Annotated in this window: 15 protein-coding genes; 5 read left to right on the top strand and 10 right to left on the bottom strand. The window is 53.4% G+C overall.

Going from position 1 to position 17,167, the window contains the following annotated elements:
* Positions 1-43: 43 nt before the first annotated feature.
* The 3 genes from CUN63_RS00185 to CUN63_RS00195 form a co-directional block, all read right to left on the bottom strand.
* On the bottom strand, positions 44-1,510 hold the full coding sequence (locus tag CUN63_RS00185) for an FAD-dependent oxidoreductase (protein ID WP_129436672.1): 1,467 nt from the start codon (positions 1,508-1,510) through the stop codon (positions 44-46).
* Positions 1,507-1,701: a hypothetical protein gene (locus tag CUN63_RS00190; RefSeq protein WP_129436673.1), complete on the bottom strand. Its 195-nt coding sequence runs from the start codon at positions 1,699-1,701 to the stop codon at positions 1,507-1,509. The genes CUN63_RS00185 and CUN63_RS00190 overlap by 4 nt, the downstream gene beginning before the upstream one ends.
* A gap of 140 nt (positions 1,702-1,841) precedes the next feature.
* Positions 1,842-3,218 carry an oligosaccharide flippase family protein gene (locus CUN63_RS00195; RefSeq protein ID WP_129436674.1) on the bottom strand — a complete coding sequence of 459 codons (1,377 nt, stop codon included), beginning with the start codon at positions 3,216-3,218 and terminating at the stop codon, positions 1,842-1,844.
* 95 nt (positions 3,219-3,313) lie between these two features.
* Here CUN63_RS00195 and CUN63_RS00200 point away from each other — a divergent pair, with 95 nt between their 5' ends.
* The gene (locus tag CUN63_RS00200) at positions 3,314-4,837 is read left to right on the top strand and encodes an O-antigen ligase (protein WP_129436675.1); all 1,524 of its coding nucleotides are present in this window, start codon (positions 3,314-3,316) and stop codon (positions 4,835-4,837) included.
* A 5-nt stretch (positions 4,838-4,842) separates the two neighbouring features.
* Positions 4,843-7,470 carry a glycosyl hydrolase family 5 gene (locus CUN63_RS00205; protein ID WP_129436676.1) on the top strand — a complete coding sequence of 876 codons (2,628 nt, stop codon included), beginning with the start codon at positions 4,843-4,845 and terminating at the stop codon, positions 7,468-7,470.
* 64 nt (positions 7,471-7,534) lie between these two features.
* On the opposite strand, the gene CUN63_RS00210 is transcribed toward CUN63_RS00205, so the two are convergent.
* Complete coding sequence (locus CUN63_RS00210) at positions 7,535-9,181, bottom strand: phosphoethanolamine transferase (protein WP_129436677.1); 1,647 nt, start codon at positions 9,179-9,181, stop codon at positions 7,535-7,537.
* A gap of 124 nt (positions 9,182-9,305) precedes the next feature.
* Between CUN63_RS00210 and CUN63_RS31605 the strand changes: the two genes are divergently transcribed.
* Together CUN63_RS31605 and galE are read left to right on the top strand one after the other, a co-directional pair.
* Complete coding sequence (locus CUN63_RS31605) at positions 9,306-9,458, top strand: hypothetical protein (protein ID WP_165353217.1); 153 nt, start codon at positions 9,306-9,308, stop codon at positions 9,456-9,458.
* 23 nt (positions 9,459-9,481) lie between these two features.
* Positions 9,482-10,459: a UDP-glucose 4-epimerase GalE gene (gene galE, locus CUN63_RS00215; protein WP_129436678.1), complete on the top strand. Its 978-nt coding sequence runs from the start codon at positions 9,482-9,484 to the stop codon at positions 10,457-10,459.
* 44 nt (positions 10,460-10,503) lie between these two features.
* Here galE and CUN63_RS00220 read toward each other — a convergent pair whose 3' ends face one another.
* From CUN63_RS00220 to CUN63_RS00245, 6 genes are all read right to left on the bottom strand, one after another.
* Positions 10,504-11,235 (bottom strand): CpsD/CapB family tyrosine-protein kinase, encoded by a 732-nt coding sequence (locus CUN63_RS00220; protein ID WP_256657768.1) that lies wholly within the window; start codon positions 11,233-11,235, stop codon positions 10,504-10,506.
* 68 nt (positions 11,236-11,303) lie between these two features.
* The gene (locus CUN63_RS00225; RefSeq protein WP_129436680.1) at positions 11,304-12,866 is read right to left on the bottom strand and encodes a lipopolysaccharide biosynthesis protein; all 1,563 of its coding nucleotides are present in this window, start codon (positions 12,864-12,866) and stop codon (positions 11,304-11,306) included.
* 20 nt (positions 12,867-12,886) lie between these two features.
* Positions 12,887-13,942 (bottom strand): hypothetical protein, encoded by a 1,056-nt coding sequence (locus CUN63_RS00230; RefSeq protein ID WP_371928203.1) that lies wholly within the window; start codon positions 13,940-13,942, stop codon positions 12,887-12,889.
* An 86-nt stretch (positions 13,943-14,028) separates the two neighbouring features.
* The gene (locus tag CUN63_RS00235) at positions 14,029-14,586 is read right to left on the bottom strand and encodes a polysaccharide biosynthesis/export family protein (protein ID WP_129436681.1); all 558 of its coding nucleotides are present in this window, start codon (positions 14,584-14,586) and stop codon (positions 14,029-14,031) included.
* A gap of 460 nt (positions 14,587-15,046) precedes the next feature.
* Positions 15,047-15,544: a hypothetical protein gene (locus CUN63_RS00240; protein WP_129436682.1), complete on the bottom strand. Its 498-nt coding sequence runs from the start codon at positions 15,542-15,544 to the stop codon at positions 15,047-15,049.
* A 550-nt stretch (positions 15,545-16,094) separates the two neighbouring features.
* Positions 16,095-16,748: a peroxiredoxin gene (locus CUN63_RS00245; protein WP_129436683.1), complete on the bottom strand. Its 654-nt coding sequence runs from the start codon at positions 16,746-16,748 to the stop codon at positions 16,095-16,097.
* A gap of 205 nt (positions 16,749-16,953) precedes the next feature.
* Here CUN63_RS00245 and CUN63_RS00250 point away from each other — a divergent pair.
* On the top strand, positions 16,954-17,167 hold a 214-nt coding region (locus tag CUN63_RS00250; RefSeq protein WP_178082690.1), incomplete at its 3' end, for a transposase domain-containing protein.

Here is a 17,167-nt window from a genome sequence, read left to right on the forward strand (position 1 = left end):
CCCTAAAATCCAACACTCAAATAATCCACACATGCTCCCCCCTTCATGAATATCTGCCCACCCCGGGCCCCATCTGATGGTGGAGATAATCTGCCAGCCTTAGAGCGAGTTGCAAAAGAGGCATCGTGGGGTTACAGGCACCCCCTGTAGCGAAAACACTGCTGCCCGCAACGTAAAGATTCTCAACACCAAACACTTTGCAGTTCTCGTCGACCACACCAAACTCAGGCGAAGTCGCCATCCGCGTGGTCCCCATATGATGAGCATGGGGATTGAGCTTCAGTGGCAAATCGACGTCATACACAAATTCTTCCAACTTGACGAAGCCCAGCCCTGTGTCGGCAAAACACTTTGCCACTTCGAGCCCTATAGACTTGACGGTTTCCCTGTCTGCAGGAGTTAGCTCCCAATGAATCTTGACCTTCCTCATCCCTAACGCATCTCGCTCGTCGAGCAATGAGATGCGGCTATCAGGGTTGGGAAACTGCTCGATCAGCGTGCCGAGCACCCCATCTCCAGGGCAATCGAACTTGGCAATAAATTCAACCTTGCGCTCCGCACCCACTTCGCAAACGAGGTTCTCGAAAAAGCTCTTGATGGAAGCCATTCGCCCATAGGATTTCACTTCAGCTACAAGCGTGGCCGTCACATTCCCTTTACCTGACTTGTGCTGCATCACGAATGCATCGGTCGTGAAGTACTGCCGAGCATCTGTACCCTGCCCGTCTTTCAGGATGAAGTTTCCCATTTCGACGTTCAGGTGCTCCATGAAGCATCTACCGACGAAACCATCCTTGCTTACGATACCGCCAGCTGCCAGGGACTCGCTGTTGAGCAGGTGCCTGGCATTCTCGATCGCGCCTGTCGCCAGAATGAATTGTTTTGCCGTGACTCGCTCTCGATGCAACTCGTAGTCCGAGACGACTATCGTTGCTATGCGGCCGGTCTCGCTGTCGAATTCAAGATCGACGCAATTGCAATGGATGAAGACATCCAGCCCCTCGGTCTCATTAAGTTCCCTGGCATATTTTTGTGCAAATCGCGTCGGCGGGCTTAGTAGAAAACGATCAGCGTCAAAGTCGGTGCCGTCCAAAGTCGCATTGATAGCCTTGAATCCGGAGTGCGGCGGAAGATCGACAATATCCATGGCCGCCGACAGATTGCGCTCGATCTCGGAAAACGCGATGGGCCAACCGGGCACGGGCACCGGAGGGCCTACGGTAAAGTCCGACTTTTCGAATGGACGGCATCGCCCGGCCCAGTGATTGGAGGTCCCGCCAAGAAAGCGCAGGCGTGTTTCATGAGCGTAGACCTCGAGGCCTGACGATGAGACCGTGTAGAGGCTCTGCGAAGCCGGCGAATACTCGTGCCCGCCGCCCTCGACAAGCACCACACGCCGACCATTACCGGCTAATCGCAAGGCCAGCGTAATGCCGGCCGGCCCACCGCCTATGATGCAGACGTCATAGTGGTCGCGGAGTTCTTTCTGCGATTGGTAGTCTTTGATCATGCTTGTGTTTGCCGAAAATGCCGGGCAGGCAGCACCCATCCGTTGATGACAACAAACTCGGATTTAGCAGCAGAAGGCCGGGCAACGGCTTTGGAAAATCCGAATATGAGCCCTCCAATACTCAATAAAGCAGAAGCCTGGAGGAAGCCTCTGCGCCCCATCACAGAGGTATTCAAATCAGTTTCTCTCATGATTCAAAGCTCCACGACATCAAGATTACGTTGGAAATTTCAACCACACATCAAGGCCATATTTTTTTGGCGACCGCCATCAATACCTCAATGGCGACGCTGTGCCACAGCTTTGGAAACATCAAGAGAAACAGATCAGATCAAAGCCATTTAAAAAGATCCGTCAATAGTTCCCCACACAAAGCCCCCACCGCCAGCATTGGCAGCACTACCAGCTCACGCTTGAGACTGAACAGCCCCAGACGACAATTGACGTAAAAAACCAGGATAAGCGTAGGAAACGTGTACAGGGCAGCGCCCCAAATCGCATATTTGACCCCACCAATCGCCAGCAGCAGAGGCAGCAGCACCCACAACGAGACCACGCGAATAATGTTATCGATAGCCTGGTACTTGGTGAGTCCCAAGGCAATCCAGACCTGATTCGCCAGCAGGTAGCGCATGGTGAAAAAAGAGAGTGAAAGAATGGCCATCATGTTGCCGGCCTCAGCGTAACGCTCATCGTACAAGATGCTGATGAGCAGGGGACTGCCGGTCAGGAACAGTCCACAGAGGAACAGGCATGCAAGATCGAGCATCAATTTCAAGCGGTAGTACAAAGCGTGGAGCCGTACGGTGTCATTAGTTCTTGAGGCCTCACTGAAGGCCGGCAAGGCCACGGCCCCGACTATCTTTTGCAACGCAAGCTGAACAGCTCCCAAAATCAGCACGGCAATGGAGTAAACGCCCAGTTCAGCGGGCGTCATGCTGCCGCCGAACCAGACACGATCACCGTACATGGCCAATACGCCCACTGCCGACGACAACAGTATCCAACGGCCGAAGCCGACTAATTCATCGAGCGCAGAACGCTCCCACTGCAGACGGTTAGAAGGGCCCTCAAACCAGAAATGCCCCAACAGCGTGTTGACCATCGATTGGATCAGACCTGCAATCACCAGCGACCAGATGGACCTGGTGAAGTAACCGATGCCCAGCATGACCACCAGCCCCACGACCTGAGACCCAAACTCGGTGAGCACCACTTTCTTTTGCTGGAAAGCGCGCACTGCCAGGTCGATTTTGGTCGACTGAAAGCCAACGATGATTGCCGAGAAACCGGTCACGGCCAACACCAGCGGCAACTCGGGTGCGGCGTAGGTGGAATTGGGCGACCACAGATTAATGGTCTGTGCATACCAGGCGAGGGCCGCAAGGAGAAGTGTCGAAGCAAAAAGGATAAAGCCGCGCACGATCTGCACGGTCCAGATGGTATTGAGAAACACCGGATCGTCGCCACGCGGGCTCTGGATGATGTTCTGGCGCAAGCCGACATCGGAAAGCATGTGCAGAACCAGAGAAACGGTGATGGCGATCATCATGATGCCGAACATCTCCGGCATCAGCAGACGGGCCATTATCAGGTTGCCGCCCAAGCGAAAGGCTTGAGACGTAACCAGCGCCCCCAGATTCCATGCCCCGGCAGAAATCGCTCGCTTACGAAGGCCCAACGTTGGCGACAAATCAACTAACGACATAACATCATCCCCGGACTCAATGGCTCAAAAGGAACTATAGTCGCGTCTGGCCATTCCACTAGTCGTCGCTCATCAATCAATAAGTCCAATCATCCATGCCTGAGCACTTCCGCGCGTTAATCGTCATTCTGGTCCTTGCTGGCATCGTTTTTGCCATGGCACGTCGACCAGCAGCAGACCTGATTCCCGACCGTAATTTCACTCGGCGGCGCAATCTGTGGTTCGTATTGACGCTACTGGCATTTGTTTCGCACAGTTTCTGGGTGTACGCGGGCATTGCCACGATCATTCTGACCTTCGCACGAAAAAACGAACGCAATCCCGTGGCGTTGTTTTTCCTGCTGCTGTTTCTCATCCCGCCGTCCCCGGCGGAGATTCCCGGCTTCGGCCTGATCAACTATTTTGTTGTCCTTAACCATATTCGTCTGCTGGCACTGTGTGTGTTGCTTCCGGCTTTTTTGGCTCTGCGCAAGCGCGCCGACACGGTCCCTTTCGGGCGCACCTGGCCTGACAAACTGTTAGCCGCCTACCTCCTGCTGACGAGTCTGCTTTTGCTGCGCGAAACCACCGTCACCGACACCTTGCGCCAAATGCTCTACCTGTTCCTCGAAGTTTTTTTGCCTTACTACGTTGCCAGCCGGGCGCTGAAGAACCTCAGCGACTTCAAGGACGCTCTGTTCGGTTTTGTACTCGCCGCCATGGTGCTGTCGCTTATAGGTCTCTTCGAATATTCCAAGCGCTGGCAGCTGTACAGCGCGGTTGTCAACGCCATGGGCATGCAATGGGATCCCGGCTACTTGAGCCGTGGTGGCTCATTACGCGCCAGCGCCACTACCGGCCAGGCCATTGCGCTGGGCTTCGTCATCAGCGTGGCCATCGGCTTTTACCTGTACATGCAGGAGGAGGTACGTAGCAAATTGCAGCGCAGCCTCGGCGCACTGTTGCTCGCCGGTGGTCTGTTCGCACCGCTGTCGCGTGGCCCCTGGATCGGTGCAGCCGTCATCATCGTCGTGTTCATCGGCACCGGCCGTAAAGCGATCAAACGCCTGATGCTGCTGGCCGCCGCCGGGGGGCTCGCCCTTCCCTTGCTGGCTGTCGTGCCGGGCGGGCAAAAAGTGCTTGATCTGCTACCGTTTATCGGCACGGTGGAAGTGGAAAATATCACCTACCGGCAGCGCTTGATTGATAACGCCGTGATCGTTATCCAGCGCAACCCTTGGCTGGGTTCTTTCAATTTCCGCAGCACACCGGAAATGCAGTCCATGATTCAGGGCCAGGGGATCATCGATATCGTGAACACCTATATCGGCATAGCGCTGTCGTTCGGTTTGATTGGTTTGACGCTTTTCGTGGTTTTTTTCGTCAGTGTTCTGCAGGGCATCCGCAAGGGGATGCGTTCATTCCCCAACGAAGACAATGAGGCACGCCGACTCGGACGTGCACTTCTGGCGACACTGGCCGGGATCCTGATCACCATCGTTACCGTTAGCAGTATCACGGTAATCCCCGTGGTGTATTGGTCGGTGGCTGGACTGGGCGTCGCCTACGCTCAGATGGCACGCAGGCTCAAGCACACCTCGACGGCCGTCACGGCGAGCGCCCACCTCCAACTCAGGTAGAACCCATGACCCAGTTGTTTCGTCGCCCCCGGATACTGCTTCTGCCACTGCTGTTTTTTGCTATTTGGCCGTTTCGTACCTGGGCGTCGGACTGGGTCGTCAGTGTGGATGAGCGCAATGGGCTGCCAATGCTGGCGCGTGGTGGCAGTCCGGTAATTGCTACGACATTCTCGTTCTTTGGGCGCAACTGGGACTGGACGTATTTGCAGACCGAATTCAAGGTACATACCCCTTATCGATACTCCCTTGCAGGCAAAAACAAAGCGCTGGATTTCGACTTGACTGCGCAGATTCAGAAGCAAGACGAGCAAAAGCTGACCTGGACCTTTGCCCTGGATGCACACAGCGGGATGTCGGGCGTTTCAGGTGGCGGCATCGTCTTCGAATTCGACCCCGCTCTTTTCGCTGGAGAAATGGGCGAGCCCACTTTGCTACCCGACAACCGCGGCTGGACCTGGGGCAATGCACAAGGACGACGCATCGAAATGCGCTTCGAGCCCGCACTGGCGGGTGTGTACTTTGAACCGGGCAGTAAATCCGAGGTGCGTGCTTTTTTCTACAAGAACACGATCAAACCTGGCCGCCAGGACTTCACAGCCACCTTGAGCGTTTCTGGCGATGTGGCGGTCGGCCCGACCACAACCGAGCGCTTCGGATTGTCGGACCCAAAGAGCTGGCCGACTGACAAGCTCGACTGGAAAACCTCGCCGGTCGACCTGTCCTTTCTCAACGCTCAGGAAAAACCTGCAGGCAAGCGCGGCTTCATCAAAGCGTCCGGCGAGCAATTGCTATTTGCCGACAACACAGCGGCGCGTTTCTGGGGCACCAACCTTTCGGCCTACACGCTGTTCCTCACATCAGACGATGCAATCAAGCTGCAGGCCAAACGCCTGTCGGCACTGGGCTTCAATCTTGTACGACTGCACCACCATGACTCGCCATGGGTCTTCCCGAACATCTTTGGCGACGGCAGGGTCACGCGCAGCACCACCCAGCAATTGAGCCCGGAATCGCTGAAAAAAATCGACTGGTGGATCAAGTGCCTGAAAGACGAAGGCATTTATGTGTGGCTCGATCTGCACGTCCAGCGAGTCTTTACTGAAAACGACAACATTTATGGCTTCGATGAATTGCCAAAAGAAGAACAGAATTTTACCTATCTCAAGGGCTATTCCTATGTGAATCTCACCATTCAGAAAGCCATGAAGCGCTTTGCCGAAGCCTACATGACCCATGTAAACAGCTATACCGGTCTCGCCTACAAAGACGACCCGGCGATTGCCGCCGTACTGATCACCAACGAAAACGACGTCACCAACCACTTTGGCAACGCCCTGTTGCCAGACAAGAATGTGCCGAAGCACAACCGCGTCTACATGGCGGAGGCCGAGGCTTTTGCCAAACAGCACAATCTGTCTGCAAACCAGACCTGGCGCTCCTGGGAGCCAGGCCCCTCCAAGCTGTTCCTTAACGATCTGGAGCGACGTTTCAACGTCGATATGATTCAACACCTGCGTGGAATAGGCGTGAAGGTCCCCATCGCCACGACCAGTAGCTGGGGCCGCAATGGTCTGAACTCCCTGCCGGCCCTTACTGCCGGCGACGTAATAGATGTCCATAGTTACGGGGGCTCGGGGCAGATAGAGAAAAACCCGCTCTACAGCGACGGCATAGTGAATTGGATTGCCGCCGGCCAGGTCATCGGCAAACCCTTGACCGTCACCGAGTGGAACAATGAGCCCTTCCCGACACCAGACCGCCATTCGCTGCCACTCTATATCGCCGGCACCGCCCGCCACCAAGGCTGGGATGCACTGATGCAATATGCCTACAGCCAGGAGCCATTGGGGGGCCAAGGGATGAGTGCCAACAACTGGCACGCCTATAACGACCCTGCAATGCTGGCTACCCTGCCCGCCGCCGCCTTGCTTTATCGCCGTGCAGACGTTCGCGAAGCAACAACGACCTACGTCTTCGCGCCGACGCCAGGCACCCTGTTCAACCAAATGATCACACCGGCCAACTCTGCTCTACTGCGCACAGCCATGGAGAAAGGCAAGCTGGAAATCGCGATGCCACAAACGCCGGAGTTGCCTTGGTTGCAACAGAGCGTTATCCCAAGCAATGCACAGGAATTTCATGACCCTGACCAGTCGCTGCTGGACGCCAATGCCATCGAGTCCACGACCGACACGGGAGAGCTAAAGCGCAACTGGAAACAAGGCGTCTACACCATTAATACACCGCGTACCCAGGCCGCTACGGGCTGGATCGGCGGCGAATCGATCAGCCTGGGCAACATTAAGGTTCAAGTGAAGACTGCCAACGCCAGTGTGGTGGTGCAAAGTCTGGACGACGCGCCTTTGGGCCGATCGCAGGATTTACTGATTTCGTTAGGCACCCGCGCCATTCCCCAAGACGACGACAAAATACCTTTTTACGTTGAGCCCCTCGAGGGCACGCTAACCATCCAGGCGCCGCAAGGCTTGACACTGTTCACCCACGGCATTCTGGGGCAAATGAAGAAGCTGCCCGCGACCTACCTTGATGGCCGCTACACAATCAAGTTCGACGGCTTGCAGGCGTCGAACTGGTTGTTTTTGAAAAAAGACGTCACGCAAGCACAACCTTAGGCGATGCGCAGCCGACCTCAACTTGATGGAACAACGCCTTGCGGCGTTGTTCCGCGAGGGCTATTTAAAGGGCGTCAAAATCAAACGATGGAACATAGCCTGCGCCGAGCAGATGTGGACATTTCGACGATACAAAATCATCACTTAATAAATCATCCGAACTTCTGTACTTACTCGTGAAAACCCCTGTGATATTTAAAAGAGTATGTGGCAAGGAGGATATGCTGATTTTCTGACTTTCTCTTTCCTTCAACTTTAAAAGCTTGAGCGATTGTTGGCTTGAAACATTATCGGATGCCCAGATAAATGCCGAAACCGGAAGATCATATTTATTGCCAATTCCATGACCCAAGAGCCCTCGACTGTCATCCATCATGTTTTCACCATGATCCGACGAATAAAACAAGACAGATGGTTTTTTGCTTGACTTCAATCGATCAATAATTGTGCTCAATAGCCAGTCCGTATACAAAATACTATTGTCATATTCCGCGGTAATTTTGTCTTTGAAGCTGTCTGTTGATGGCTTGAATTTATCGAAGTTTTCCGGGTATCGGCGTGAATACTCGAAATGACTGCCCTTGACATGAATGAATATGGCTTTCTTTTCTGTACCGCTTTTATTCAGTATTTTTTCATATTCTGAAATCAATGCTCCATCATAGCTTCTCTCAAAATACTGACGGTATTGTGCCTCTGCGGCTATTTGTGGAATTATTCCGCCAAAACTATCAACCTCCTGCACAGACAACCAATAGGTCATGTACCCGGCTGTGCGATAGATACTCACCAATGATTTTGTTGACGCAATGGCGTCCCAATCCGATATAGGCTCAAGGCTCAGCATTGAAGGAACCGCAAACGAGGTATAGGGAGCTGTCGTGCAGATCTGATTAAATTTGAAAAGCCCCGCCTGCTTACCGAGATTCGGGGTTGTTTCCTTGTTATAGCCGTAGAGGGACCAGTTCTGCGGCCGTGATGACTCACCGATTACAAAAACGATGGTTTCTATATTGGATTGATTCGACAGGCTGGTTATTTTTACATCGGATTCCCGACGGCGCTTGATAAGCACCTCCGTCCCCAAATACAAATTTGCAGTCAGGGCAATCTGCGACAAATAACCTACTGGCGTGCTTTGATCTTTTGCAAGGAGATCCATGACTGCAGATTTCCCGAAAGAATTAAGTTTGACGGTTTTATAAAAATACGCCCCATAGCCCACTAACAAGGCGCTAACAACCAAAACAAAAATACCCTTGTTTTTATATAATTCGCGCTTATGCAGGCCGATTAATCCAGCCCCATAGCAAAATATGAAAATCACCAGAACGATACTGATTGGCTGCCAATAGGTCGGCAGAAATTCGCTTGCCTCCTGATAGTTTGTCATGCCAATAAATATATAGGCAGCTGTTAATCTCGAGTTGAAATTCAACACCAAAAAGAGATCAATAGCTGCTATCAAATAGAATGGCAGCAGAATGATGTGCACCTTGAACTGATTGGATGAAATAAATCTAATTGCCAAAAGCCACAACACCGACATGCCAAGGGTGTAAACGACCAATAAATCAATTTTAGAGTATTGATTGTTTGTTAGCGCTCTAACAATCAACGGTGATAGCAGAAATGACCACAACACTAAATTTGGCCATTCTGCTTTGAATATGTTTAATGAGTAATCGATAATTTTGGCAGGATTTTTCATTTGATTATTATTCTCGCAGGATGCCCATATGCTTCCTCAGAGGGTAGCTCCAATTGGCGCTCTCGCGGTATCTTGTTCAAAATAATCTCTCCTTTGGCGCTCCAAACGTAGCGAGTCGCAAGGCTTGGCACAGTTCACCCTTGGCATTCTGGAGCAAATTAAGAAGCTGCCCGCGACCTGCCTTGATGGCCGTTATACAATCAAGTTCGACTTGCAGGGTTCGAGCTGGTTGTTTTTGAAAAAAGGTGTCACCCAGGGCAAGCTTGCACAGCGATAGTGCCCAGGAAATCGGAGATCAGGATGAAATTTTTGGTGGTGGGTGGCGCGGGTTATATCGGCTCGCACATGGTGAAGCAGCTACTGAGTGCGGGTCACGATCTTGTGGTGGCAGACAATTTCTCAACGGGTTATCGCAGCGCGTTGAGGGGCGGGACATTGGTCGAACTGGACATAGCCGACGAACAGGCGCTGGACGCCCTGTTTGCGGGACACCACTTCGATGCCGTGTTCCACTTCGCCTCCTTTATACAGGTGGGCGAATCCGTCGCTAAACCTGCCAAGTACTATCAAAACAACTTCGCCGCCACCCTGGCGCTGCTCCAGGCGATGGTTCGCGCCGGGGTTAAAAACTTCATTTTTTCCTCAACCGCCGCCGTCTACGGTGACCCGGTGTATGTACCCATCGACGAGGAGCATCCCAAGGTCGCGATCAACCCTTATGGTCGCAGCAAGTGGATGGTGGAGCAGATGCTTGAGGATTTCGACCGCGCATACGGGCTGAAATCGGTCTGCCTGCGCTACTTCAACGCCGCCGGAGCAGACCCTGAAGGACAGTTAGGTGAACGCCATGAACCGGAAACCCACCTGCTGCCCCTGATCCTGCAAGCAGCCTCCGGACGGCGCGCAACCATCACCGTCTATGGCCGTGATTACGACACGCCTGACGGCACTTGCATTCGCGACTACGTCCACGTTGTCGACCTCGTTGCCGCTCACGCACTTGCCGTGGATTATCTGTTGGCAGGGGGTGCAAGCACGGCGTTCAACCTCGGTAACGGTCAAGGTTTCTCAGTACAGCAAGTGATAGATACCGCGCGCTACGTGACCGGCCAGGATATCTCTGTCAGCGAAGCGCCACGTCGCGCGGGCGATCCACCACGCCTTGTGGCCGATCCCCGCAGGGCCAACACATTACTTGGCTGGCAACCGCAATTTGGCTCACTTGAACAGATAGTGGCGCACGCCTGGAGCTGGGAGCAGAAGTACCCTTGGCACTGACCGTCGGCGCTAGCCAATAGCGCCGATCTCCTGCGGGTGATGCTCTAGTAGTAAGAGCGGTTTTCGCGCTCGGCTTTGTTCAACACCGTGCCAATCAGGTTGGCTGTCCCAAGATGATGCAGGCTTTCCTCGATCTCTTTCTTGCTGTTCAATCCATTAGCGACAACGAGCAGGACGCAGTCGAACCTGGGCAAGACGTTAATCACATCATCCGAACTCAACAACGGCGGCAAGTCGAAAATTACGATGCGTGAGTTGTAGCGCTCGCGCAGATCAGCAATCAAATGGCTCACTGCAGGCGATGACAACACCTCGGTGGAAAGAGGAATCGGCTCACGCGTCGGCAGGACCACAAAGCGCGGCAAGGTCGGATTGACCAGTACTTCTTGCAGTTCAGCTTCATCCGCCAACAATTCATTAAGCGATTTATCCATCGGCAGACCCAGATACTCACCCACCTTCGGACGACGCAAGTCGAAGTCCACCAGTAACGCCGTCTTGGTCGTGTGATGCGCGATACTCATTGCCAGGTTTATAGCCAACACCGTTTTGCCTGCCTCTGGAGTCGGCGAGGTGATGGCGAGCGTGCGCCAGCCATTTTCTTCCATGATTTTCAGCACTTGTGTACGCAGTAGATCGAATGCCCCGCCCATACTCGAATTTTTGTTGTAAGCCACAATGCGGTTGCGCTCAAGGTGATCTGGTCGCAAAGGTACAACCTTGGTTTGCACATAACTGAGTGCATTCAGACCTGTGGACTGCGCGGTCGGTGTCATGGCTTTTGACGAGGTCTGTTGCTCGGCTTTTTCGGTATCGAGATTGATTATTTCCATGGTTATATTCCTTATGCAAACCGGCCCAGAGCTTTAAACATCAGAAGATCCAGAGGCATGTAGAGGAAGTGCAGGAGCACCAGAAAGATCGCGATTATCGCGACTCCACAGACGATCAATAGCATTCGCCATTTCCTGCGGCGTGCCAGTTCAGCCTTGGTGTGAATGTAGGGAATGGAAACCAATACGCGTCTACCCAGCACGCTGGCCAAGGCCTGAGCACCGCGCACACGCTGACTCATCATCTCGAGAAGCATCACCAGCGCACCAGCACCCACCGGGGCAAGCAAGAAACCCATGGCAACCACTTTTTTACGGTTTGGCCGTACCGGCTTTTCGGGCATCAGTGGTGACTCCAGAAGAACAAAACGCTCGGCTTTGTTTTCCTGCTCCAGGCTTTCGGAAATTTTCGCACCCATTTCCTTCGTGCGAATCTCCTCATATTTTTTACGAGCGTTATCATGGTCACGCATCACCGTGACCAAGCCGCGCTCGACTTGCGGCGTCTCAAGAATTTGCGCCTCGTATTCGGCTATTTTTCCGAGTATTTGCTGCTTTTGATCGGCCAGCGACTTGATACGTGCTTCTGCTGCGGAGATCCGCGTCTGGGCCTTGGCAACGTCCAGATTGACCGAAGCCGCTGCACCACCAGCACCTTTGCCAGCCTCAAGTGCAGCAATTTTGCGTTTGACGGCACGCACGTCGGGGTGGGCTTGCGTATACAGCGACTGCAACCTGGTGTACTCCGCTTTGAGGCTAGCCAGATCCTGTGGTTTATCAACTGCCGCACCGGGTACTCCAGGCTTGGTCGCCAGCCCGGCATTCGCGGCGGAAAGCTCCAGCTCATTGAAGCGCAACTCCTCACGGGCAGTTTTGTAGTCACGGTCGACCTCTTTAAGCTCGGTTTCTGCGCGCGTCAACATATTCATGCGCAGCTCTTGATGCTCGGGCAGCGCGTTGCTGTGTGCCTGCTTGAAGTCCGCCAACCGGTTCTCAAGGGCTTCCAGTTCCACCCTGAGTTTGTCCGCCTCCTGCGTGAGGAACTCTGTCGTTTCACTGGCGCGCTCGGTGCGCTGCTTGATGTTTTCATCCAGAAACAGCGTCACCAGCTCATTGGCAACTTTGTTCGCAATCTCTGGCTGCCGGTGCTCAAAGGAAAGACGGAAAGCAATCGTCACCTCTCCGCGCCCCTTAACGGCAGCACTGACCAGGGAGACCACAATCGCATTGCGCATTTCTTCGATCTTCTCGCTAACGCTCAGTTGCCGACTTTGCGAAGCAAAAAGATTGTATTTGTCGATGATCCCTTCCAGATGCTCACGGGTCATCACGCGCTGGCGAATGACTTCGATGCGCTCATCGGCAAAGGTATTGTTGTTGGCCGCCACCAAGTCTGGCGAAATCTGTTGAGACTCCACCAGAATCGTACCGGATGACTCATAGGTCGGCGGGAGAGAGATCGCTACCGCTATGCACACGCCCAGTATGACCACGAAACTCACGATCAACAGCAGGGCGTGGTGCTTGATGATAGCTAGGTAGTCGTTGAACGACATTTCGTATTCAGAGGCCATATTTCTCACACAGCTGAATGTCAGAGACCGGGATAACTATAAGTCAGCATCAGCCCGACGACGTTTGCAGTGGCATCCGGCAAGCCATCTTGCTGGCGTTGTTTGTATGTGTAGGATAGGCGTGCAATCCAAAAAGGCGAGAGTTCTTGGCTAAACCAGGCACTGTAATTTTTCAAGGTATTAGGCGTCCGTCCTTTGGAGTCTTGCCAGGAGGCATCGAAACCGGTGCGCCGGGTCTCGTCGACGGCATAGCTCCATGTACCCCTCAGGGCATCAACCTCGACGAAACCACCGTCGCCGCTGGCGAGAGTGCTACGACTGGCGTCGATGCTGGTATCAATACGCTCACCGGCATATTGCAACATTAAACCGCCCTGGCCTTTGGGGCCGCTACCGGTGCCGGAGACTTGGTTGAGACCCGCGTAGGCCGTCCCCTTTAGCCGCTCGGAGAATTGGACATTCAAGCCGACCGCGGGGGTGTAGCTGTTTGAGGAAGCCACCGCAGACCCCTTCTCCGGCTCATAGCGCCTCACGCCAAGACGGGTGAACAGCTCGACCTGCTCACTCCATGCATAGTTCCAGCTGAAGCGGGTCGCCAGCTCGTCATAGTCGGTCAGTGAACCAACATCGTAAGTGACATGAGTGTAGTCGGTCTCGTTAACCAGGGTACTTCGCTCGCTGAGAGCAGTGCTCCAGTTGCCGCCCACCAAATACATCTTTTGCGTGCCATCAGAGGCAACTACGCCGGTTTCCTGAACCACCGTGGAAAGCGTCGAGTTTTCTTCATATCTCGCCGTGAGTCCAAAAGCACCCGTTTCGGTCGCGCGCTGCCACCCTAACTTTAATCTGGGATCTTCACGGTCCGAAACGATCGACGTATCCGACGAACGCACGATATTTAACCCGAGACCGAACTGGAACTCATCCCGTCCGGAAGTACCCACGAGGCTGTAATCGGGGGCGATGATGGTACGGGTCACCCCCTTCTCACCACTCGTAAGCAGCAGTGGGTTGCTGTCGTACTCGACCGTCGAAGGCACTGCTATTGCTGATTGCCAAGTAGCAGCATAGGCCATGTCCGAACACGACAAAGACAGGATTGCCGTCGCAACCCCGGTAGTTCGAAATCCAAGCAAAGTAATCCCTAGTGCCTCGCGCAAGGCTAAGGCACGACCAGCGTATCGCCGGCTTTAAGTAGAAAATTGGTGGTCATGTCTTTCCCTGACATCAACTCGCTGTAGTCGACGCGCAGGATCTCTTGTCTAGCCCCATTGAGCCGCACGACCTTAATGTCGCCTTTATCGGCGAATTTGTCGAGCCCGCCCGCCATGCTTATTACCTGCAGCACTGACGTTTGACCTGACATATGCACGGTGCCGGGTTTCAGCACTTTGCCCTGAACGTAGACGAGATTACCTTCGGTGCCGGTGACGACAACGCTCACCTGCGGATCAGGTATGAAAGCCTCAAGCTTGGCAGCGATTTGCTTCGCGACAGCGGTAGCATCAAGCCCCGCAACATTGACCTGCCCTGCCAGCGGGAAGGTAATGCTGCCATCGGGGAGTACGCGTACATCCTGTTTGAGCTTGTCTTCGCCCCACACGGAAACAGAAAGGTTATCTCCCGGACTCAGCCGGTAAGTCGGGTCGTTTTCGACGGCATTGGAAATGCTGGGCCAAACGGCCAGCGCGCACAGCACAGGTATCAATGAACGGAACATCGGGATCCCTCCGTCTAAGTAGCCATGCAAGGAGTTTAGAACAAAAAAACCTAGTCAAATCACTCTAGCCTATTTCAAGCCAAAGAAACTACTACACAGCAATCACCTTGAGCTTCTGGGCGGTCAATTCCGCCAATGCAACACACCCGAAACCGGAACGTTAGTGCAAAACAGCAAAATAGTGTTATTTAACAACAGGTTGGAGCAAGCAAACCACCCTCGACGTATTCCGCGCCAATATTAACTACACCATGCCCGCTTGAGCCGGCTCACCTGCGACACTGTCAACCTGGCTATGACTACGTTTGCCAGCGCAACTAATTGATATCAACAATTACAAACCAAGTATCATTGCAAGACAGACATCATCCGCAAAAACAATACATAAAGCTGTGTGTCTACACAGCCACCAGAGTGACTGTCTAAATAACCCTTATTGCCAAATAACGTTAACTACCACCTATATCTTCCGTCGGTTGGCGACCACAATAAAACCAAATAGCGCGGAAGAAAATAACCATGCTGCCGCAGAAAGCGGTACTGCATTGGGTTGGTTGATGCCAGATACCTCAACCAGACTTTTATCCTGGAGAGATGAATCAATCTTGAATTGCTTATTGTCAGCCGCCGCCATTAATCTGTCACGCGAAGAAGAATTGACGGATACATCCACGCCCGAGTCAGCGTGATGTATGACACTGTTAACTTTCGCAGAATGGGCATCATCAACGTAAATATCAGTGATCAATGAAGGCAAGCCAAGGCTCTTTCCAAAAGTAAGCAGCGCGCCACCCGTGTGCTCTTTGAGAGCCGTACAAAGTTGAGGCCCTAACTCCTCGCAAGCGCTGCCTATGCGACTAATTTCATAGGCCAAACTGGTCGCCTGAGCACTAGCAATGGCTGCACCATTCAGGATCACAGAAAACAACACAAATTTAATGACAAGTGTTGAGCGCATAACACCGCCTCCTTGCGTAGGGGGTTATTCTTTTGTCGGTTGAAGGAATCTGTATCGGCTAAATTGAGCCTATAAGCACATCGCCATTACGTCAACAGCTCGTCACAATAATAAATTGAAATTTCCCTTCATGGAGGGTGGCGTCAAAATAACGCCACAAACACCACGTCAGCTCTGTGAATTCTATCCATGTGAAATAGCTTCACGCATGGGCGTCAGCCCGCATCAGGATGCTGGCCCACGACCCGGCGCAGCGCCTTACACCGGGCAACGAGGCACCTAGGCAATGGCATGGGCTCGACCGCCGACGACGCCTGTAAAGGCGGGGTTTATCGGCAACTTTCTGAAAATACCCGGCGACCAAGAGTTTTTGACGCATGAAGGCGCATGCAGGTAAAGCCTCCCCGTGCATTCCCAGCCTTGGAACACTGTAGAAGTCTCGGCGCTGTGACAGGGAACCATGCTCAACCTCCCTGGCACCCGCGCCGAGCAGATCAATGCAATGCGCGTAAAAGGCATCGCGATTGAAGACAGGATGAATGACTGACCTTTACTTCGGTTGCGCCACCGTATGCAAATAAGGTTTCACCGTCTTGAAGCCATCCGGGTACTTCTTCCTTGCGTCGTCGTCGGATACCGACGTAGGGATGATCACGTCCTCACCCGGACGCCAGTTCACCGGTGTGGCAACCGTGTGCTTGGCGTTTAACTGAATAGCATCGAGCAGCCGTAACACTTCATCGAAGTTGCGCCCGGCACTCATCGGGTAGACCAGCATCGCCTTGATCTTTTTATCCGGGCCGACAATGAACACTGAACGCACCGTGGCGTTGTCCACGGCAGTACGAGCGCCGCCACTGGCGTTCGGGTGAATCATGTCGTAGAGCTTGGCCACGACCAGATTCTCGTCGCCGATCATGGGGTAGTTGACCGCATGGCCCTGGGTTTCTTCGATGTCTTTGGCCCAGGTCTGATGGTTACCGACCGGGTCGACGCTGAGGCCGACAATCTTGGTGTTGCGTTTGTCGAACTCCGGCTTGAGCCCGGCCATATAACCGAGCTCAGTGGTGCAGACCGGGGTGAAGTCCTTCGGATGTGAGAACAGGATGGCCCACTTGTCGCCAATCCATTCGTGGAAATGGAGCGTGCCTTCGGTGGTTTCGGCGGTGAAATCCGGTGCTTCGTCGCCAATACGAATGGTCATGTGCGTTCTCCTCGCTGTGAAGGGTAGGGAAACTATCGGAACGATCCAGTATAGGAGACCTTGAAGACTTCGCTCTGCACCCCGCCGAAGGGCTGGCGCCAGCGATAAATGCCCGGACCTATCGCAATGCTGTTCACTTAAGGATTGTTGACTAATCCTCAGGCAGCAGGAAAATCCGGAATCTGATAAGGATTCCGGATTTTTTATGTCTGTTGCTCAGGATTTAAGCGCGGTTTTGGATTTTGCTGAGCAACCGCTCTCTCGCCTTGAGGTGTTCACCGATCATATTCCTCATGATTGGATTACCGCGGCGGCCGCTCTGGCGGATAAAGCCACGATCCGACGTCGGCGCTTGCCTTCGGACGTAGTCCTTTGGCTGGTAGTCGGGATGGCACTTTTCAGAGGTGAGCCAATAGTCG

Source organism: Pseudomonas sp. ACM7 (assembly GCF_004136015.1).
GTDB classification, from domain to species: domain Bacteria; phylum Pseudomonadota; class Gammaproteobacteria; order Pseudomonadales; family Pseudomonadaceae; genus Aquipseudomonas; species Aquipseudomonas frigoris.